Source organism: Streptomyces sp. NPDC048389, assembly GCF_040706335.1.
Classification (GTDB): Bacteria; Actinomycetota; Actinomycetes; order Streptomycetales; family Streptomycetaceae; genus Streptomyces.
In genome coordinates this window covers 144736-164273 of the sequence record NZ_JBEZKP010000003.1, presented here as the reverse complement: position 1 = coordinate 164273, position 19538 = coordinate 144736, and the positions used below count along the sequence as shown (strand labels likewise).

General features: G+C 70.9%; 17 protein-coding genes and 2 pseudogenes. 6 read left to right on the top strand and 13 right to left on the bottom strand.

Annotated elements, in window-relative coordinates; genetic code table 11:
- Positions 1-22: 22 nt before the first annotated feature.
- From AB0903_RS03935 to AB0903_RS03925, 3 genes and pseudogenes are all read right to left on the bottom strand, one after another.
- Positions 23-232: pseudogene (locus AB0903_RS03935) on the bottom strand (RNA polymerase sigma factor); the annotation flags it as partial.
- A gap of 359 nt (positions 233-591) precedes the next feature.
- Positions 592-2313 (bottom strand): acyl-CoA dehydrogenase family protein, encoded by a 1722-nt coding sequence (locus AB0903_RS03930; protein WP_366698690.1) that lies wholly within the window; start codon positions 2311-2313, stop codon positions 592-594.
- A 195-nt stretch (positions 2314-2508) separates the two neighbouring features.
- A complete protein-coding gene (locus AB0903_RS03925; protein WP_366698688.1) occupies positions 2509-3078 on the bottom strand; it encodes a PadR family transcriptional regulator in 570 nt (189 codons plus the stop codon).
- Between the two features lie 235 nt (positions 3079-3313).
- On the opposite strand from AB0903_RS03925, the gene AB0903_RS03920 reads away from it, so the two are divergent.
- A complete protein-coding gene (locus AB0903_RS03920) occupies positions 3314-4699 on the top strand; it encodes a cytochrome P450 (protein WP_366698686.1) in 1386 nt (461 codons plus the stop codon).
- Positions 4700-4769: 70 nt separating this feature from the next.
- Here AB0903_RS03920 and AB0903_RS03915 read toward each other — a convergent pair.
- Together AB0903_RS03915 and AB0903_RS03910 are read right to left on the bottom strand one after the other, a co-directional pair.
- A pseudogene (locus tag AB0903_RS03915) lies at positions 4770-5123 on the bottom strand (FCD domain-containing protein); the annotation flags it as partial.
- Positions 5124-5304: 181 nt separating this feature from the next.
- Positions 5305-5715, bottom strand: a complete 411-nt coding sequence (locus AB0903_RS03910) for a transcriptional repressor (protein WP_366698684.1) — start codon at positions 5713-5715, stop codon at positions 5305-5307.
- Positions 5716-6083: 368 nt separating this feature from the next.
- Between AB0903_RS03910 and katG the strand changes: the two genes are divergently transcribed.
- Positions 6084-8318 carry a catalase/peroxidase HPI gene (gene katG, locus AB0903_RS03905; protein WP_366698682.1) on the top strand — a complete coding sequence of 745 codons (2235 nt, stop codon included), beginning with the start codon at positions 6084-6086 and terminating at the stop codon, positions 8316-8318.
- A gap of 142 nt (positions 8319-8460) precedes the next feature.
- Here the strand turns inward: katG and AB0903_RS03900 are convergent, their stop codons facing one another.
- Positions 8461-9699, bottom strand: coding sequence for an AI-2E family transporter (locus AB0903_RS03900; RefSeq protein WP_366698680.1), 1239 nt, complete (start codon positions 9697-9699; stop codon positions 8461-8463).
- 160 nt (positions 9700-9859) lie between these two features.
- On the opposite strand from AB0903_RS03900, the gene AB0903_RS03895 reads away from it, so the two are divergent.
- The 3 genes from AB0903_RS03895 (at position 9860) to AB0903_RS03885 (ending at position 11455) form a co-directional block, all read left to right on the top strand.
- The gene (locus tag AB0903_RS03895) at positions 9860-10153 is read left to right on the top strand and encodes a helix-turn-helix domain-containing protein (protein ID WP_366698678.1); all 294 of its coding nucleotides are present in this window, start codon (positions 9860-9862) and stop codon (positions 10151-10153) included.
- Positions 10154-10292: 139 nt separating this feature from the next.
- Positions 10293-10502 (top strand): hypothetical protein, encoded by a 210-nt coding sequence (locus tag AB0903_RS03890; RefSeq protein WP_366698676.1) that lies wholly within the window; start codon positions 10293-10295, stop codon positions 10500-10502.
- Positions 10503-10879: 377 nt separating this feature from the next.
- Positions 10880-11455, top strand: coding sequence for a GNAT family N-acetyltransferase (locus AB0903_RS03885; protein WP_366698674.1), 576 nt, complete (start codon positions 10880-10882; stop codon positions 11453-11455).
- 97 nt (positions 11456-11552) lie between these two features.
- Here the strand turns inward: AB0903_RS03885 and AB0903_RS03880 are convergent, their stop codons facing one another.
- Both AB0903_RS03880 and AB0903_RS03875 read right to left on the bottom strand, forming a co-directional pair.
- A complete protein-coding gene (locus AB0903_RS03880) occupies positions 11553-12926 on the bottom strand; it encodes a GAF domain-containing SpoIIE family protein phosphatase (protein ID WP_366698672.1) in 1374 nt (457 codons plus the stop codon).
- A gap of 152 nt (positions 12927-13078) precedes the next feature.
- Complete coding sequence (locus AB0903_RS03875) at positions 13079-13474, bottom strand: cupin domain-containing protein (protein WP_366698670.1); 396 nt, start codon at positions 13472-13474, stop codon at positions 13079-13081.
- A 52-nt stretch (positions 13475-13526) separates the two neighbouring features.
- On the opposite strand from AB0903_RS03875, the gene AB0903_RS03870 reads away from it, so the two are divergent.
- Positions 13527-14588 carry a helix-turn-helix domain-containing protein gene (locus tag AB0903_RS03870; protein ID WP_366698668.1) on the top strand — a complete coding sequence of 354 codons (1062 nt, stop codon included), beginning with the start codon at positions 13527-13529 and terminating at the stop codon, positions 14586-14588.
- Between the two features lie 60 nt (positions 14589-14648).
- Here the strand turns inward: AB0903_RS03870 and AB0903_RS03865 are convergent, their stop codons facing one another.
- From AB0903_RS03865 to AB0903_RS03845, 5 genes are all read right to left on the bottom strand, one after another.
- A complete protein-coding gene (locus AB0903_RS03865) occupies positions 14649-14987 on the bottom strand; it encodes a hypothetical protein (protein WP_366698666.1) in 339 nt (112 codons plus the stop codon).
- Positions 14988-15277: 290 nt separating this feature from the next.
- A complete protein-coding gene (locus AB0903_RS03860) occupies positions 15278-15511 on the bottom strand; it encodes a hypothetical protein (protein ID WP_366698664.1) in 234 nt (77 codons plus the stop codon).
- A gap of 214 nt (positions 15512-15725) precedes the next feature.
- Positions 15726-16373 (bottom strand): nucleotide exchange factor GrpE, encoded by a 648-nt coding sequence (gene grpE, locus AB0903_RS03855; protein WP_366698662.1) that lies wholly within the window; start codon positions 16371-16373, stop codon positions 15726-15728.
- On the bottom strand, positions 16370-18238 hold the full coding sequence (dnaK, locus tag AB0903_RS03850; RefSeq protein WP_366698660.1) for a molecular chaperone DnaK: 1869 nt from the start codon (positions 18236-18238) through the stop codon (positions 16370-16372). Before dnaK ends, grpE begins: the two co-directional genes overlap by 4 nt.
- A gap of 164 nt (positions 18239-18402) precedes the next feature.
- Entirely contained in the window at positions 18403-19425 is a 1023-nt protein-coding gene (locus AB0903_RS03845) for a slipin family protein (protein WP_366698658.1), read from the bottom strand.
- Between the last annotated feature and the right edge of the window lie 113 nt (positions 19426-19538).

Sequence of the window (19538 nt, the reverse complement as noted above, 5' to 3'; positions counted from 1 at the left end):
GGGCTGGGCTTGGGGCCGTGCTCAGCCTGCGCAGCAGATGCGCCCGTTCGGGGTCGGTGCCCACCAGACCGAGCGCTTCCCGATAGGCCGCCGCTGCCTCGGGCAGCCGCCCGAGGCGCTGCAGCAGGTCTCCCCGGGCGGCCGGGTACGGGTGGTGGCCGCGCAACCGATCCTCGCCTGCCAGGCCGTCGAGGAGCACCAGCCCCGCTTCCGGGCCGTCGCGCATCGCCACATCCCCGAAGCGACGCACGAGGGAGGCGAGCAACCGGCGTCGACGCCGAGAGCCGTCTGGTCGGCGACGCGGGGCCGGGGGTCCTGGAGCGGCTGGGCGGGTTCTCGCGGGATGAGCTCTTCCGCAGGATCGAGCAGTCGACCGGCTCGCGCTCCTCGGCACTCGGGACCCCGTGCCCCGCGGAAGCCCACCTGTCCCGTGGGACCCCATGCCCCGGAAGCCGCCAGGCCCCGCAGAAGCCCCCGTCACCGCACGCTGCGCTGCGGCGCCGGGGCGCGCGCCGCGGCCGGCGCGGGCAGGGCCCGCACCGGCCGCTCACGGTCCGGCCGATTCCGGTCCGGCAGCTGTCGACTACCGGGTCACGGCTTCATCTCGTAAGCACCCGACAGGGCTTCGACGCGCGCCCACACCCGCGCCGACCTGCCCTCGTCGACGACGGAGCGCCGTACTGCGGCCAGGGCCCAGCTCTGCTGCCGTGCCGTGGCGGAGTCCTTGCCGTGCAGTTCGACGGCGTGCGCGGAGAAGTCACGGACCAGGACGGCGAACAGCTCGTCAAGCACGTCCTCCTCCGGGCCCGTCAGCCCCGCCTGCTCCAGGATCAGCTGACCGTGCACGACGAGCGAGAACAGCTGCCCCACGGCGAGCAGCAGGTCGAGGTCCCGGCTCTGCTCCTCGTCCGGGGCCGCGGTGGCGACGAACTCGCACAGGGCCTCTGCCTGCTCCCGGAAGCGGGCGACGTTGGGCAGGTGGGCGTACGCGTCGAAGGCGGGACGCCAGTCGTGGAAGCGCACGGAACCGAGGCCGCGGGCCGGTCCCTGCCGGAAGAGGAAGTCGTCGTCGGCGGCGTCGAGCCGGGTGGGCACGGGCGCGTACTCGGCCGGGTTCAGCAGGTGGTTGCGCATGAACTTGAGGATCAGCGCGAGATTGACGTGGACCGTTCCCTCGAGCTTGGGCAGGCCCCGGATCTCGACGGCGGCCTGGGCGAAGTAGGTGTCCTTCTCGAAGCCCTTGGCGGCGATGACGTCCCAGAGCAGGTCGATGACCTTCTCGCCCTCCGTGGTCACCTTCATCTTGGTCATCGGGTTGAAGAGCAGGTAGCGGCGGTCGTCGGGGCCCGCGGAGCGGAAGTAGTCGACGGCACGGTCGCTGAACAGCTTCATCCCGACCAGCCGGACGTACGCGTCGGCCAGCTCGCGGCGCACGTGCGGGAAGGCGGTGACGGGGCGGCCGTACAGGACCCGGTTGTGGGCGTGGGTGACCGCCTCGTACATCGCGTGCTCGCAGATGCCGATGGAGGCGGTGCACAGGTTGAACTTGCCGACGTTGACCGTGTTGAGCGCGGCGTCGAAAGCGGCACGGCCGGTGTGCAGCACGTCCTCGGGGGCGACGGGGTAGTCCTCCAGCCGGAACTCGCTGACGTACTTGGAGGAGTCGACCACGTTCCGCACGACGTGGTAGGCGGAGTGGCGGCTGTCGGCGGCGAAGAAGACGTAGCCGTCGGGGCCTTCGACATCGGTGCGGCGACCGAAGACGGAGACGAGTCCGGCGGCGTTGCCGTTGCCGATGTAGTACTTGGATCCGCGGGCCCGCAGGCCGCCCTCGCCGTCCGGCTCCAACAGCATGTCGGTGGAGTAGATGTCGGCGCCGTGGGTCTTCTCAGACAGACCGAAGGCGAACACCTCTCCCTGGTCCAGCAGTTCGGCGGCACGGGTCCGGGCTGCCGCGTTGTCACTCTGCCAGACCGGACCGAGGCCGAGGACCGTGACCTGCCAGGCGTACCAGTAGTCGAGCCCGTAGAAGCCGAAGATCTCGTTGAGGGCCGCGATCCGTGCCGTGTCCCAGCGCTTGTCCCGCCGGGTGTCGGCCTCGGCGGCGGGGGTGAGGAAGGTCGCGAACAGCCCTTCCTCCGCGGCGAACGCGAGGAAGTCCGCGAGCCAGGCGCGGGTGCGGTAGTCCTCGATCAGTCTGCGCTTCCCGCGGGCCTCGAACCAGTCGACGGTGGCACGCAGCAGCCTGCGGGTCTCCGGGTCGAAATGCGCCGGGTCGTAGGTGCGGGGATTGAACAGCAGCGGGTCAGCCATGAGAGGTGCCTTTCCGGCTCGAAGTGTTGGAGGGGCAGGAAGAAGTGGTGGAGGTGCAGGAAGAGGTGATGTGAGGTCGGGCGCGGTGTGGTGCGGACGGAACCCGGCGCGACGGGAGGCCGTGGCGGGGGCGCGGGAGCTGCGGACGGCCGGCCGCGCGACAGCGGGTCACCGGCAGCGGGTGACGGGCCCGGGTCACCGGTCGCGGTCGAGGCGCCGAAGGGTGGCCAGTACGTCGTCCAACCAGGAGATCATCATCCGCTCGTACGCGATGCCGCCGCGGAGGACGGCATGCTGCAACTCCCGCCCGGCGTCGGGTGTTCGGCCCTCGGGCATTCCCGGATCGCTCCGCCCGAAGTCCCGCCGTTCGCCGGCGAGGTAGTGCTCGAGCCGGCCCAGGTGCATGCGCTGATGCCGTTCAACCTCGCCGATCAGAGCCCGGGGGTCGTCGAAAGCCGCGCCGCGGATCTTCACGGCGAGCTCGTGCCGGACGCTCTCGGGCTGGATCGGTTCGTGGAGCCACTCCCCCAAGGCGGACAGGCCGCGTGCGGAGACCGAGCACTCCTTCTTGTCCGGCCGGCCCTGCTGCGGCACTTCCCGCACATCGACCCATCCGTCGGCCTCCATGCGCTTGAGGACGCGATAGATCTGCTGGTGGGTGGCCGTCCAGAAGTAGCCGATGGACCGCTCGAACCGTCGGGCCAGCTCGTACCCGGAGCCCGGCTTCTCCAGCAGGGAGACAAGGATCGCGTGTTCCAGCGCCATACGGCGATCCTGCTATGCAACTTGTTGCATAGGCAACCCGCGGCCGGCCCGGTGAGACGCGACTCACGCCCACCGGCGGCCTCTCCCCGCGGGCGGTCGACGGGGCCGGGGCGGGCGGCTGGGGCGAGGCGGGTGGCCGGAGCAGGGCGGGGCGGACATACGATCCGTCGGGCCGGCGAGTGATACCGGGCACCTGCCTGGGAGGTCGGTACCCGGTGCGTGTTAGCGTCCGCGCGTGACTTCTCCGGCCCCGTACGCGCGGACCTCGGACCCCGCGACGGCGGAGCCCGAGGTGACCGGTGTGCCTGATGAGCAAGGTGCGGCACACACGGCATGGGAAGGGGACGCTCCGGGGGGAGGTGACCGGTTCGAGTTCTTGGACCTGTTCGGCGAGGACTTCGTACGCGACCCCTATCCGTGGCTGGACGCCCTGCGCGCCGAGGCGCCCGTGCACCACGACGAGGCGACGGGACTGTGGCTGGTCAGCCGCCATCACGACGTACGCCGAGTGCTGTCCGACCCCGCCGTCTTCCTGCCCGACAACGCCCAGCACGCCGTCGCCCCGCTGCCCGTCGCCGTCCTGCGGACGCTCGCGAGAGCCGGCTTCACGCTCCCGCCCGCCCTGGCCAACAACGGCACCGCGAGCCATACCGGACTGCGCCGGGTGGTCAACCGGTTCTTCAACGCCCGGCAGGTCGCGGCCGCAGTGCCGCTGATCGAGCGCTGCGCCGAGGAGTTGCTGGACGCGGCGCAGAGCCGGATCGACGCCGAGGGGCACCATGACCTGTTCGCCTCCTACGCCCAGGTCCTGCCGTGCCGGGTGCTGATGGAACTGCTCGGCATCCGGGGTGTCACGCCGGACACTCTGATCCGCTGGAGCGACGCGTCACTGGAGCTGTTCTGGGGCAGGCCCTCGGCGGAGCGACAGCAGGAACTCGCCTGCCTCGTCGGCGAGTTCCACCAGTGGCTGACCGAAACGGTACGCGGTGCCGGCGCCGCGTCGTCGCCCGGATCCTTCGTCGGAGCGCTGTCCCGTCATCGGCTGCCCGGTGGAGAACCGCTGGACACGGCGACCGCGGTCAGCGCCTGCCTCTTCATCTTCATCGCCGGGCAGTCCACCACCGGCCAGCTGATCGCCACCGTGCTGCGCCGCGCCCTCCTGGAGCCGGGTCTGTGGCCGCGGGCGGCGCGGGAAGCCGGCCTGGCCGAGACGTGGGTGGAGGAGGTGCTGCGGCGCGAGCCGCCGGTGACCACCTGGCGCCGGGTCACCGCACGGCCGGTGGAACTGGCGGGTACGCGACTCCCGGCGGGCGCGCAGCTCCTCCTCATGCTGATGGGCAGCGGTTCCGACCCGGCCGTGTTCGCCGACCCCGAGCGGATGTGCCCGCACCGGGCGAACGTCCGTCACCACCTGGCGTTCGGCGCCGGACGCCACCGCTGTCCTGGCGCGTCATTGGCACGCACGGAGGCGGCGATCGCCCTGCGGGCGGTGGCGCGCCGTCTGCCGGAGGTACGGCTCACGCCGGACGGGGCACGGCCGCCGATGCTCGGCCTGTTGTCCTTCCGGGCGCCCCTGGAGGTCATGGTGGAGCAGCGGGCCCCATTGCCGAACCGACGGTGAGCAGCGGCCCCCTCGCCGAACCGACGGTGAGCAGCAGCCCCGTCGGCGCGGCTGCCCGCGGACGGCAGGGTCAGCGGGCCGTGGCCGGCTTCCTTCCGGGGCCGGGCGCGGCGGGCCGGCCCTCCTTCTCCAGGGCGCCCTCCGCCCAGAGCGAGCGCACATGCCCCAGGTGGCGGGTCATGCGCTTCTCGGCGCCCTTCGCGTCGCCGGCCACCATCAGGTCGAGCAGCTCGATGTGCTCCTCGGCGGACGGGACCAGCCGGTCGCGCTCGTCCAGGGCGGTCAGCCCGTACAGCCGTGAGCGCTTGCACAGGTCCCCGACGGTCTCGACGAGCCGGTCGTTGGCGGCGAGCGCGAGCAGTGAGAGAGGGAACTGCCGGTCGGCCTCGAGGTAGCCGATGAGGTCGTGCTCGCGGGCGGCGCGAGCGGGCACCTCCGGCTACGGCGGCGAAGGCTCCTCGGCAGGTGACCCACCGCGCCGCCCGTGCGAGACCGCACCGGTCGCCCGCGCACGCCACCGTCCCACACGGTGGCGTGCGCGGGCTGCCCGCACCAGGACGCCCGCCCGGACGCGGCCGAGTGGTCCCCCTCGTGGGAGCCCAGCGTCAGACGCAGGCGGGGCACAGCCCGCGGTAAGTGACCTCGGCCTCGGACACCGTGAAGCCGAACCGCTCCTCCGGCGGGAGGTCGGTCAGCGGATCGCGGACCGGGTGCACGTCGCGGATGGTGCCGCAGCGGGAGCAGACCAGATGCTGGTGCGGCCGGTGCGCGTTGGGGTCGTAGCGCTTGGCGCGGCCGTCGGTGGAGACCTCCAGGACCTCGCCGAGCGAGACCAGCTCACCCAGGGTGTTGTAGACGGTCGCCCGGGAGATCTCGGGAAGTCGCCGTGCCGCGCGGGTGTGGACCTCGTCGGCGGTCAGATGTACGTGGTCGCCGTCGAGGACCTCCGCGACGACACGCCGCTGAGAGGTCACCCGCCAGCCGCGCCCTCGCAGTCGCTGCAGCAGGTCACTCATATCGGTTCACCTATTCAGGCTTGGCGGAGTACCCGAAGTTTACCGGCCGGTGTCCGAATCCCGATGGGATATGAAACGCGGAAACTTCTTGACCTGGACCGTGTCCATCGTAGGATCGGTTCCGGCAATAGCCAAGGGAGCCGGAGCCTCCAGTACGGCAAGTGCGGGCAAGTACGGGCAAGTACGGCAGGAGGCTGAGACATGACAGGACCACCGCCGAGCAGCCGCACGGCGCAGCGGGGCCGGGTCTGACGCCCTCTCACCTCATGCCGACGAAGGCCGCGGCCAAGACCGTCCGTGCCCCCGCGTTCCGTCCCACTGCCGGTGATTCCCGAGCACCACGATCCCGCCCGCCCGAAAGGATTCCCATGTCCGAGAACCCGGATGCAATCGTCACAGACCCGAAGACGGAGGGCGGAGGGGGCGGCTGCCCGGTCGCGCACGGGCGCGCCCCGCACCCGACCCAGGGCGGTGGAAACCGCCAGTGGTGGTCGGAGCGGCTCAACCTGAAGATCCTCGCCAAGAACCCCGCGGTGGCCAATCCGCTCGGGGAGGAGTTCGACTACGCCGAGGCGTTCCGGTCCCTGGACCTTCCGGCCGTGAAGCAGGACATCGCGGAGGTGCTGACGACCTCCCAGGACTGGTGGCCCGCCGACTTCGGACACTACGGGCCCTTCATGATCCGGATGGCCTGGCACAGCGCCGGCACCTACCGGATGAGCGACGGCCGCGGCGGCGCCGGAGCGGGCCAGCAGCGCTTCGCCCCCCTCAACAGCTGGCCGGACAACGGAAACCTCGACAAGGCCCGCCGCCTGCTGTGGCCGGTGAAGAAGAAGTACGGCCAGGCGCTGTCCTGGGCAGACCTGATGATCCTCGCCGGCAACGTGGCCCTGGAGTCGATGGGCTTCGAGACCTTCGGCTTCGCCGGCGGCCGCGAGGACGTGTGGGAGCCGGAGGAGGACGTCTACTGGGGCCCCGAGTCCACCTGGCTCGGCGACGAGCGCTACACCGGCGACCGGGAACTGGAGAGCCCGCTCGGCGCGGTGCAGATGGGCCTCATCTACGTCAACCCGGAGGGGCCGAACGGCAACCCGGACCCCCTGGCGGCGGCCCGCGACATCCGGGAGACATTCCGCCGGATGGCGATGAACGACGAGGAGACGGTCGCCCTCATCGCGGGCGGTCACACCTTCGGCAAGACCCACGGCGCGGGCCCGGCGGACGCCGTCGGGCCGGACCCCGAGGCCGCGCCGATCGAGGAGCAGGGCTTCGGCTGGCGGAGCAGCCACGGCACCGGCAAGGGCGGTGACACGATCACCAGCGGTCTCGAGGGCATCTGGACGAACACCCCGACCGCCTGGGACAACAGCTTCTTCGAGATCCTTTTCGGCCACGAGTGGGAGCTGTTCAAGAGCCCCGCCGGCGCGAACCAGTGGCGGCCGAAGGACGGCGGCGGCGCGGGCACCGTTCCCGACGCCCACGACCCGTCGAAGAGCCATGCCCCCACGATGCTGACGACCGACCTCTCGCTCCGCGTCGACCCGGCGTACGAGCAGATCTCGCGGCGCTTCCTCGAGAACCCCGACCAGTTCGCGGACGCCTTCGCACGCGCGTGGTTCAAGCTGACCCACCGTGACATGGGCCCGGTCGTGCGCTACCTCGGCCCGGAGGTCCCGAACGAGACCCTGCTGTGGCAGGACCCCCTCCCCGAGGTCACGCACGAGCTCGTCGACGCCGCGGACGTCGCGGAGCTCAAGAGCCGCATCCTCGCCACCGACCTGACGGTGTCCCAGCTCGTGTCCACGGCCTGGGCCTCGGCCTCGTCCTTCCGCGGCAGCGACAAGCGCGGCGGCGCCAACGGCGCGCGCATCCGCCTCCAGCCGCAAAGCGGCTGGGAGGTCAACGAACCCGACCGGCTGGCGGCGGTGCTGCGCACCCTGGAGGGCATCCAGCAGTCCTTCAACACCGCGCAGTCCGGCGGCAAGCAGGTCTCGCTCGCCGACCTGATCGTGCTCGCCGGCGTCGCCGCCGTCGAGCAGGCCGCCAAGGACGCCGGCTTCGACGTCCAGGTGCCCTTCACGCCGGGCCGCGTGGACGCGACGCAGGAGCAGACGGATGTGGAGTCGTTCGCCGCGCTGGAGCCGGCCGCCGACGGGTTCCGCAACCACCTCGGGAAGGGCAACCGGCTGCCGGCGGAGTACCTTCTGCTCGACCGGGCGAACCTGCTGACCCTCAGCGCCCCCGAGATGACGGTCCTCGTCGGTGGCCTGCGCGTGCTGGGCGCGAACCTCCAGCAGTCGCCGCTCGGCGTCTTCACCGAGTCCCCCGGGACGCTGACCAACGACTTCTTCGTCAACCTGCTCGACCTGGGCACGACATGGAAGCCGACGTCCGAGGACGCGAACACCTTCGAGGGCCGCGACGATGCCACGGGCGAGGTCAAGTGGACCGGCACCCGGGTCGACCTGGTCTTCGGGTCCAACTCCGAGCTGCGGGCACTCGCGGAGGTCTACGCGAGCGACGACGCGAAGGAAAAGTTCGTGAACGACTTCGTCGCGGCGTGGGACAAGGTCATGAACCTCGACCGGTTCGACCTCGCCTGATCATGACGACACCCGGGCCGGCCGGCCCGGGTGTCGTCGGCGGGACGGGGCCGCTGTTCCTCACGGCCCCGTCCCGCCCCTCCGCACAGCGGCGCCTCAACGGCTCGGCGCCGCAACAGCCGGGTGCCAGGGCAGGCAGGTGCTACGACGGTACGGCGGCGGGGCCGGTGCGGGGCTCGTCGCCCTCCGGCCGATCGCTTGCGGACCGGCCGCTCGCAGGCATACCGGGCTCCGGCACAGGGCGCTCGGACGCATCGGGCTCCGGCGCCCCCAGGTCCCGCCGGTCACTCGCGGGCACACCGGGCTCCGGCTCCTGCGGCGGGTCGCTGAGCTGCTCGCGCAGATAGTTCCAGACCACCGCGATGAGGGCGGCGACCGGTACGGCGAGCAGGCTGCCCACGACGCCGGCCAGACTGCCGCCCAGCGTCACCGCCAGCAGGATCACCGCCGCGTGCAGGCCGAGCCCGCGGCTCTGGATCATGGGCTGGAACACATTGCCCTCGAGCTGCTGCACCACCACGATGATCGCCAGCACGAGCAGCGCGTCCGTCAGCCCGTTCGAGACCAGTGCGATGAGCACCGCGACCAGACCGGCGAACAGCGCACCCACGATCGGCACGAACGCGGACACGAAGGTCAGCACCGCCAGCGGGAGCACCAGCGGGACGTCCAGAATCCACAGCCCGAGGCCGATGAAGACGGCGTCGAGCAGGCCCACGAACGCCTGGGAACGCACAAACGCGCCCAGGGTGTTCCAACTGCGCGCGGCCACCGCCGGGACGTCGTCGGCGAGCCGGCCCGGCAGCTGACGGGTCAGCCACGGCAGGAACCGTGGGCCGTCCTTCAGGAAGAAGAACATCAGGAAGAGCGCCAGGACGGCGGTGACCACACCGCTGAACACGGTGCTCACTCCCAGGACGACAGTGGTGACCATACTGCCGACGCTGTCCTGGGCCCGGGCGGTCGCGGTGTCGAGCGCCCCCGTGATCTGGTCGTCGCCGATGTTCAGCGGCGGTCCGGCAGCCCACTCACGGAGTCTCTGGATGCCTTCCACCACGCCGTCGGCGAGTTCGCCGGACTGGGATGCCACCGGCACCGCGATCAGTGCCATGATGCCGGCGGTGGCCGAGAGGAAGAGCACGGTCACCACCGAGGCGGCCAGTGCGGGAGGCCACCCGCGCCGACGCAGGAGGCGGGCAAGCGGCCAGGTCAGCGTCGTCAGGAACAGTGCCACGATGAGCGGCCAGACGACCGGCCACATCCGGCCCAGAAGCCACAGGACCACCCCGGCCGCCACCAGGACCAACAGCAACTCGACGGAGACACGTGCCGACGCGCGGAGCGCGGCGCGTGTTCTCGTGGAACTCAACGTGGCAGACATGAAGTTCACCCTATTCGCACTTCAGTCGCACCTGTGCCGCACCGCGTCTCCTGTCCACCGCGTCTCCTGTCCACCGCGCCGAACGGCCCCGGCGAGCGCACATCGCGTCCCGGTGGCACCCCGCTGCCTTGCTGCGCTACGGCGGTTACGCGGCGTCGCTGTGGTGCGGGACAAGCTCAACGAACCGCTGACGATCGCCGACATCGCCGCCCACGCGATGACGAGCAGACACAGCCTGGCGCGGCACTTCCGGGCCCAGACGGGCACGACCCCGCTGCGCTGGCTGCTCGCCCACCGCCTCCAGCGCGCGAGGGAGATCCTCGAGAACACCCAACTGCCGGTGTCGCGGGTCGCGGAGGCCACCGGGTTCAGGTCCGTCGAGACGTTCCGGCACCACTTCACGCGCCACGTGGGCACGACACCGTCCGCCTACCGGGCGGCCTTCCGCATGTGATCCTCCACGGCGACGGGTCTGGCCGTATGTTGCGCACCATGGGCACTGATGCCGGTGTCGGCGATCGGGGTACGCCGGAAGATCGAACGCGTCTTCACATCCGCGCGCCACCTCAACAGGCGCTCGGGACACGTTTCCGGTGTTCGGTGTCGCCACCGGGGCGCAGCTGGGCGTCCTCACCGACGCGTGGCTGCTCGTCTCGGTCGTCCTGACCGCGGGCGCCGCTGCCGTCCTGGGGCTGGCCGTCCTGCCCGCACAGCGGCCCTCGCAGCCGGCGCCGCCATCCGCACCGCGGCGGCGGCGTCTGACGCGCCCCGCCGAACGGGCCCCCTGCGCGTACACGTCGTGATGTTCCAGGGGGTGGAGGAGCTCGACCACACCGCGCCCTACGAGGTGTTCTCCGCTGCCGACCACTTCACCGACCGTGCCGTCGACGTCCGCTACGTCACCCTGGACAACACCCGGACCGTCACGGCCGCCTACGGAACCCGCGTCCGCCTGTCGGCGCACGGTCACGCCGCCGTTCGGCGCACGGCGCCCGCTGCTCCGCATCGGCGCCCCGCCCCGCCGCATGGAACTCCAGGTCGTCTTGGGGCTCCTCGTCCGCAGCTTCCCCGGTTATGCAACGCGCCGTGGACGTCGACGACCTCACCGTGCGTGAGAGTGTCCTGCGCAGTGCCCGGATATTCGGTGGCGAGCAACGGCGACGGCGCGGAGGATCGCGCCATGGGCCCCTTTCTGGAAACCGAGCGAATGGCGCTGCGACCGTTCACCGCCGATGACACGGACCAACTGGTCGACCTCGACGGCGATCCCGAGGTGATGCGGTACATCAGCGGCGGCCGGCCCACACCCCGGGACACCGTCCGCACCGTGCAGCTGCCGCGTCTTCTCCACCGCCATCCAGGCACCGGAACCCACGGTTTCTGGGCGGCCGAGATCAAGGAGACGCGGACGTTCCTCGGCTGGTTCGAGTTCCGCCCGCTGACCGACGACAGCTCTGCGGTGGTCGAACTCGGCTACCGCCTGCGCCGGGCGGCATGGGGGCACGGCTACGCCACGGAGGGATCGCGGGCCCTGATCGACAAGGGCTTCACCGAGCTGGGCGTCGAGCGTGTGACCGCGAACACGATGGCGGTCAACGCCGGTTCACGGCGAGTGATGGAGAAGTCCGGACTGAAGTACGTCCGCACCTACTTCGGAGACTGGCCGGAGACGATCGCCGGCTCCGAGCACGGCGAGGTGGAGTACGCCCTGACGAAGAGCGAGTGGGAGCGGGAGGCGCCGCGCCACGCCGGCTGACACACGCACCAAAGGGCCTGCTCCCTCGGGCCCCAGGACGTTCAGGTCCAGAGGTCCGGGTTCACGGTGCAGAGGTCCGGGATGCACGGTCCAGGGTTCACGGTGCAGGAGGCGTACGGGTGTGGCCGGGGGCGGCAACGGGGGTGCGCAGGATCAGGACGGCCATGTCGTCGTGCCCGTCGCTGGGGTAATGGTCGGCCAGGGCGCTGCACAGACCCGCGACCGGTTCGTCCGCGTGCCGGTAGGCCGTCACCGCGAGTGAGTCCAGGCCCCGGTCGAGCGGCTCGCCTCGGCGCTCCACCAGGCCATCGGTGTACATGATCACGGTGCTGTCCGGCGGCAGGGCAATGGCGTGGTCGGGTCGCGGCGCCTCCACGTCCACCCCGAGCGGAAGACCCGGCTCGGCGTCCAGGTAGCGCACCTGCCCGGTGGGCAGCAGCACAAGAGGCGGCGGATGGCCGGCGTTGCTCCATCGCAGCGTCCATCCGCTGTCCGCAGGCTCGATGCGGGCCACACAGGCCGTGGTGACGGTGTGATCGCCCGTCGCGAGCATGATCCGGTCCAGCCGGCTCAGCGCGGCGCTCGGCGCGGTCCGGTCGTCGAAGGAAAGGGCCCGCAGCATGCCGCGGATCTGCGACATGGCGGCCGCGGCCTTCATGTCATGGCCGACAACGTCCCCGATGATCGCCACACAGGAGTCGTCGGCCAGTTTCACCGCGTCGTACCAGTCACCGCCCAAGTGCCCCGGCGCACTCGCCGGCCGGTAGACCGTGCATGCCTCGAACGGACTCAGATCCACCAGCTGGGGCAGCAGAAGCCGCTGGAACTGCTCGGCGCCTGCGCGTACCTGCTGGTACAGGCGCGCGTTCTCGATCGCGACACCGGCGGTCCCGGCCAGGGCCAGAATCACACCTTCGTCGTGCGCGTCGAACGGCTTGCCGTCCCTGCGGTCGGACAGATAGAGGTTGCCGTAGACCTGCCCCCGGACCGAGACGGCGACCCCGAGCAGCGTCCGCATCGGCGGATGGCCCTGCGGGAAGCCGGCCGACTCGGAGTGCTGGCCGATGTCCGTCACCCGCAGTGGTTCCGGGTGACGGATCAGATGCCCGAGCAGACCACGGCCGCGCGGCAGCTCCACTCCTGCCAGGTTGTTCAGTTCCTGGGAGTTGAGCCCGAGGGGGATGAACTCCGAGAGGAACTCGCCGCTCTCGTCGAGCACACCCAGGGCGCCGTACCGCGCACCGACCAGGTCCATGGCGGTGCGCACCACCCGCCGCAGCACTCCGGGCAGTTCGAGATTGCTGCTGATGCCCATGACGGCTTCGAGCAGGCCCTGCAGGCTCCGCTGCGCACGGGCCAGGGCGTGCATCTGTTCGCCGATGCGGTCGAGGTCGGAGCTGAGCGGCAGGTTCAGCAGCGACGTGTAGGGCACATCCGGCGACGGCGCCCCCGGCTCTCCGTCCTCAGTCACCGGCTCGTTTCCTCTCCACCCGTGGACGACCTGTCAGGACGTGCATCCGGACATGGGACCACGAGACCGGCCCGGGCTCCGGCCCGAGGATCGCGGAGTGCGCCATTCGGCACACAAGAGCGACTCTCCGGTGTGCCGCCGCCAGGGTGCCGTCAGGTGCCGAGTGCGTGGCCCGTGGTGGCGTCGACGTGGTCGGGGATCTCGTCGTGGCGGTCGCCGACCGTCGGTGTGCCGGCGGGCTCGAAGAGCAGGAGCGCCGCACCGGCCGGCGCGTACGGCTTGTGCTCCGTGCCTCGGGGAACGGTGAAGACCGACCCCTTGGCGAGCCGGACCGTGCGCTCCCCTGCCGCTTCCCGCAGGGAGATGTGCAGCTCCCCCTCGAGCACCAGGAAGAACTCGTCGGTGTCGTCGTGGGCGTGCCAGAGGTGCTCGCCCTCGACCTTGGCTATGCGTACGTCGTAGTCGTTGACGCGGGTGACGATGCGGGGGCTCCACAGTGCGTCGAAGGAGGCGAGGGCTTCGCCGAGGGCGATGGGTTCGTTGCTCATACGTGAATCCTCGCGGGTTGAGCCGGACTCGCGCGAGTGCTAGAAATCGCATATGCCGCAAGATTCCTCGCAGCGTGTGGGTGGGGCGGCCCCGCACCGGGTCGTCGTGATCGTGGACGAGAACTCGAACCCCTTCGAGCTCGGCTGTGCGACCGAAGTCTTCGGCCTGCGCCGCCCCGAACTGGGCCGCGACCTCTACGACTTCCGCCTCTGCTCACCGGAGCCGCTCACACTGATGCGAGACGGGTTCTTCACGCTCACCGGAGTCGGCGGTCTGGAGGCGGCCGACTCGGCGGACACCTTGATCGTCCCGAACCGGCCCGACACCGACGTCCCACGCCGGCCTGCCGTCCTCGGTGCGGTGCGGCGCGCGCACGAACGCGGCGCCCGCCTGGTCGGCTTCTGCAGCGGCGCGTTCACCCTCGCCGAGGCCGGTGTCCTCGACGGCCGCCGGGCCACCGCGCACTGGCAGTGGGCCGCTGCCTTCCGGGCCCGGTTCCCCTCGGTCCGGCTCGAGGATGACGTGCTGTTCGTGGACGACGGCGACATCCTCACCGCCGCGGGAAGCGCGGCCGCACTCGACCTCGGCCTGCACCTCGTCCGCCGCGACCACGGCGCGGAGGTCGCCAACTCGGTCAGCAGGCGCTTGGTCTTCGCGGCGCACCGGGACGGCGGACAGCGGCAGTTCATCGAACGCCCGGTGCCCGACCTGCCGGAGGAGTCCTTGGCGTCGGTTCTGTCCTGGGCCCAGGAACGACTGGACGCACCGCTCACGGTCTCCGACCTCGCCGAGCACGCCTCGGTCAGCCAGGCGACGTTGCATCGCCGCTTCCGGGCGCAACTGGGGACGACACCGCTGGCGTGGCTCACGGGAGAACGCCTCTCCCTGGCCTGCCGGCTGATCGAGCGCGGTGAGACGCGCTTCGACGTGGTGGCGAGGCTCAGCGGCCTCGGCACCGCCGCCAATCTGCGCGGGCTGATGCGCCGGCGGACGGGCCTCTCCCCATCCGCCTACCGGCACCGCTTCGGCCTCCGGACAGGCGAACGGAGCCCGGCCCCCGCGCCCGCCCCCGATGCCACATCGCCGTCGCACCGGACGACGACGTCGACCTGATCACCAGGACCGGGCGGCCCCGGAACCGGACGCCGTGGCTCGCCGTCGGCCGGCGGCGGCTCAGTCCGGCGAGGGCGGCTCGGCCGTGTGCCGCAGGGCCCTTACGTGGAAGCCTCCGGCGCCGTCGCACCGCAGTGCGTACACGGTGTCGAAGTCCTCGGCGACGGACGGACGACGCAGCTTGCAGGGTGGCGTGGACGCCGACGTCCCGTACGCGTTCGGGCCTCTGGCGGGCGGCGCGTTGCGCCGCAGCGAGCCCTCGACGCCGGGCGGGGACCAGTACGCCTCCACCGCGGCCCCCGGCTCGTGCCCCGACGCGATCTGCGGTCCCCACTCCTTTGGCGACGGGTCGGTGTTGTCCACCGCCACCGGTCTCCCCGCGGCCGGGGCCTTGGTCACGAGGCGCATCTGCCGCCGCTGCCTGTTCCGGGCCGCGCGGGAACAGGTCCTTGCCGACCAGGGCGCGGGCGGTGACAAGGCGCTGCCGGTGGAAGGTCGAGTTGCCCGCGGCCTTCAGCCCGACCGGCACCACGACGTCCAGTCGCCGTCCGTCCCCGGCCGTCGGTCTCGCTCCCACCCTTCCGTACGGTGTCCGCGCCGCCGCCGCGCGCCCACGGGCCGCGCCGCTCGTCAGTGACGCGGCCGTGGGCGGCGTCGGGCTCTTGCCGTCGGGGTGTCAGGACAGGTGGTCAGCCGCCGATGCGGGTGCGGAGCAGTTGCTTGCCCATCTCGGCACCCTTGCGGCTGTCGGCCTGAGCCTTGCGGAAGAGCTCGGCGACATCGCTGTCGCCGTCGCGGTCCGCGTCCTGAATGTACGTCTCCAGCCGCAGGGCGTTGTTCAGGCAGCTCTCGACGTACCAGATCAGGTTGTATTCCTTGTCCTTGGTGCCTGTGATCCCGCCGGTTTCAGTGTTGCCGGCCATCTTGGACCCGCCTTTCGGTGTCGTGGAATCGGGTGGCGCCCGCAGGCCGCCGGCGCTCCACCTCGGGACCAACCGACGGTAACGGCGCGGCATGGGCCGGACCGGAGCAGCGCCGCTCACCGGACGGGCCGTTCACACCAACGGCTGTGTCCTGCGGGGTCGGCGGTCGCGGGGCGCCACCGGACGGGGGTCGCCGGCTGGACCGCCGTCCGGCTCAAGAAGTCCCCGGCCCCGCGTCCGGTCGCGCCGTGTCCGCGGGCGGGGGGCCGGTGACGGAGACCTGGGCGGGGCGCAGGAGACGGTCTCCGACGCGGTAGCCGTGCCGGAACACCTCCGTACAGACGGCCTGCGCCGCCTCGTCGGACGATGTGCAGGTGAGCGCCTCGTGGGTCCGGGGGTCGAAGGGCTCTCCCGGAGCGCCGACGGTCCGCAGGCCGAGCGCCGCAAGTCGCTCGCCGAGCACCTCGGCCACCGCGGCGATTCCGTCGTCGGCACCCTGCTTGCGTGCCCCCTCCAGCGCGTCGAGTACGGGAAGCAGTGCGGCCAGGACGTTGGTCACGGCGATCTCCCTGATCGCCAGCCGGTCCCGCCGCACGCGCTTGCGGTAGTTGTCGTACTCGGCCTTCACACGCTGCAGATCGGCCGTCAGTTCCGCGTTCGCGTCGCGCAGGCGTGCCGCCTCGGTCCGAGCACGGCGCAGATCGGCGGATTCGGGCTCGGCGGGCGCCTGGTGCGGTGTGGGGGTGCTCGGCTCGGCCGGGCGGCGCGGCTGGAGTGTGACCGGGTCGATCCTGCGACGGTCGCGGATGACGACGGGTGACCGTCGGTCCTGAGCGTTCCCGGCGTCGGGGTCCCGGCTCATCCGGTGCCTCCCTTCTCCTCGTCGTCCACGATCTCCGCGTCGACGACCTGGTCGTCCCGGTCTTCCGCGGCCGAGGCCGTGCCGGTGCCGTCCGTCCCGGTGCCCGCGCCCTCCGCCTGTGCCTGTGCGTACAGGGCGGAGCCGATCCGCTGAGCGGCGGCCGTGGCCTTCTCGGTGGCCGACCGGATCGCGACGGTGTCCTCGCCCTTGAGCTTCTCCTTGACGTCCGCCAGTGCCGCCTCGGTGTCGGAGCGTACGTCGTCGGGGATCTTGTCGCGGTTGTCCTGGAGGACCTTCTCCGTCTGGTAAACGGTGCTCTCCGCCTGGTTGCGGGTCTGGGCGGCATCCTTGCGGCGGCGGTCCTCCTCCGCGTGCTGCTCCGCCTCCCGGACCATGCGGTCGATGTCCTGCTTCGGCAGCGAGGACCCGCCGGTGACGGTCATCTTCTGCTCCCTGCCCGTGCCCAGGTCCTTCGCGGTCACGTGCATGATGCCGTTGGCGTCGATGTCGAAGGAGACCTCGATCTGCGGGACGCCGCGGGGCGCCGGCGGCAGACCGGTCAGCTCGAACACCCCGAGCTTCTTGTTGTACGCCGCGATCTCGCGCTCGCCCTGGTAGACCTGGATCTGCACCGACGGCTGGTTGTCCTCGGCCGTCGTGAAGATCTCGGACCGCTTGGTCGGGATCGTGGTGTTGCGCTCGATGAGCTTGGTCATGATGCCGCCCTTGGTCTCGATGCCCAGGGACAGCGGCGTCACGTCGAGGAGCAGGACGTCCTTGACCTCACCCTTGAGGACACCGGCCTGGAGCGAGGCGCCGATCGCGACGACCTCGTCCGGGTTCACACCCTTGTTGGCGTCCTTGCCCGTCAATTCCTTGACCAGCCCGGTCACCGACGGCATCCGTGTCGAGCCGCCGACGAGGATCACGTGATCGATGTCCGCCACCTTGATCCCGGCGTCGTTGATCGCGCTGTGGAAAGGCCCCTTGCAGCGGTCCAGCAGGTCCTGGGTGAGCTGCTCGAACTGGGCTCGCGTCAGCTTCTCGTCCAGGTGCAGCGCGCCCTCGGCGGAGGCCGTGACGTACGGCAGGTTGATCGACGTCTCGGTGGACGAGGACAGCTCGATCTTGGCCTTCTCCGCCGCCTCGCGCAGACGCTGGAGCGCCATCTTGTCCTTGGACAGGTCGATGCCGTGGCCGTTCTCGAACTGCTTCACCAGGTGGTCGACGATCCGCTGGTCCCAGTCGTCACCACCGAGGTGCGTGTCGCCGTTGGTGGCCTTCACCTCGACCAGCCCTTCGCCGATCTCCAGCAGCGAGACGTCGAAGGTGCCGCCACCGAGGTCGAAGACGAGGATCGTCTGGTCGTTCTCCTTGTCCAGTCCGTACGCCAGGGCAGCCGCGGTGGGCTCGTTGATGATCCGCAGGACCTCCAGGCCCGCGATCTCCCCGGCCTCCTTCGTCGCGGTGCGCTGACTGTCGTTGAAGTACGCCGGGACGGTGATCACCGCGTCGGTGACGTCCTCGCCCAGATACGCCTCCGCGTCGCGCTTCAGCTTCTGCAGGACCCGGGCCGAGATCTCCTGCGTGGTGTACCGCTTGCCGTCGATCTCCCCGGACTCCGGGAAACGCCACTGCGCGTCGCCGATGTGCCGTTTGACGGACCGTGCGGTGCGGTCGACGTTGGTCACCGCCTGACGCTTGGCGAGCTCACCGACGAGCACCTCACCGTTCTTCGCGAAGGCCACGACCGACGGTGTGGTCCTGGCGCCCTCCGCGTTCGCGATGACCGTCGGTTCACCGCCTTCCAGGACGCAGACCACGGAGTTCGTGGTCCCCAGATCGATTCCGACTGCTCGGGCCATGGCCGCCTCCTCACGGTTGCCACCGCGAAACTGCCGTCCTCTCCTACATAAAACTTGAGTCCCCAGGAGTCAAGTAGCTGCGGACGGGGCCGACGGGCCGGGGCGCGCGGAAGCCGGGCCGGGGCCGCGCCCCGGCCGGCCGCCCGGCTTCGGTAGCACCCCGGTCAGCCGCCTTCCGTCTGGAGGGGCAGCCGGCCGGCGGGTGCCGCACGCTCGGGCCGGTCGGGGGCGGGCCCCTCCAGCATGGGCGCCTCTCGGGACTCCACTTCCTCCTCCCCCTCCTTCTCGGTCACCTCCGCATCCGTCCCGAGCTTCTCGGTCGCCTCCGTATCCGTCCCGCGCTTCTCGACCCCTCGCTTCTCCGCCCCGCCCGTGAGCATGTCGAGTGCGTCCGCCACCGTCTCGGCGCTCTGCTGCCCGCTTCCCCGCGGGGTGGACCGTTCCAGGAAGCGCAGCAGCTCGACGGGGAAGGGCAGGACAAGGGTGGAGTTCTTCTCGGCAGCGACCGCCACGACGGTCTGCAGCAGCCGCAGCTGCAGCGCGGCCGGCTCGTGGGCCATCGCAGCGGCCGCCTCTGCCAGCTTCTTCGACGCCTGCAGCTCGGCGTCGGCATTGATGACGCGGGCCCGCCGTTCGCGGTCCGCCTCCGCCTGCCGGGCCATCGACCGCTTCATGGTCTCCGGCAGGGAGACGTCCTTGATCTCCACTCGGTCGATGGTGACGCCCCACTCGACGGCGGGGCTGTCCATCATGAGCTCCAGCCCCTCGTTGAGCTTCTCCCGGTTCGAGAGCAGATCGTCGAGCTCGCTCTTGCCCAGGATCGAACGCAGCGAGGTCTGCGCCATCTGGGAGACCGCGAACCGGTAGTCCTCGACCCGGATGATCGCATCGGCCGGGTCGACCACCTTGAAGTAGATGACGGCATCCACCCGGACCGTGACGTTGTCCCGTGTGATGCCGTCCTGGGCGGGCACCGGCATGGTCACGATCTGCATGTTCACTTTGTGCATCCGGTCCACGCCCGGGATGATCATGGTGAATCCCGGCATGCGTATCCCGCCGTGCAGTCGGCCGAAGCGCAGGACCACTCCGCGCTCGTACTGCTTCACCACGCGGGCGGCAGCCGCCACGTACACCGCCACACCGGAGCCCGCCAGGGCCAACGCCGTCAGCAGGTCCTCGACCATGACAGCCACCTCCTCCAGGAACTCGGTCCGCTTTCGAGATATACCCGTTTTGCCAACTCTTGACCCGATTGGCGGACGGAGGATTGGGCCCGGTCAGGCCGGGGCTCAGGCCC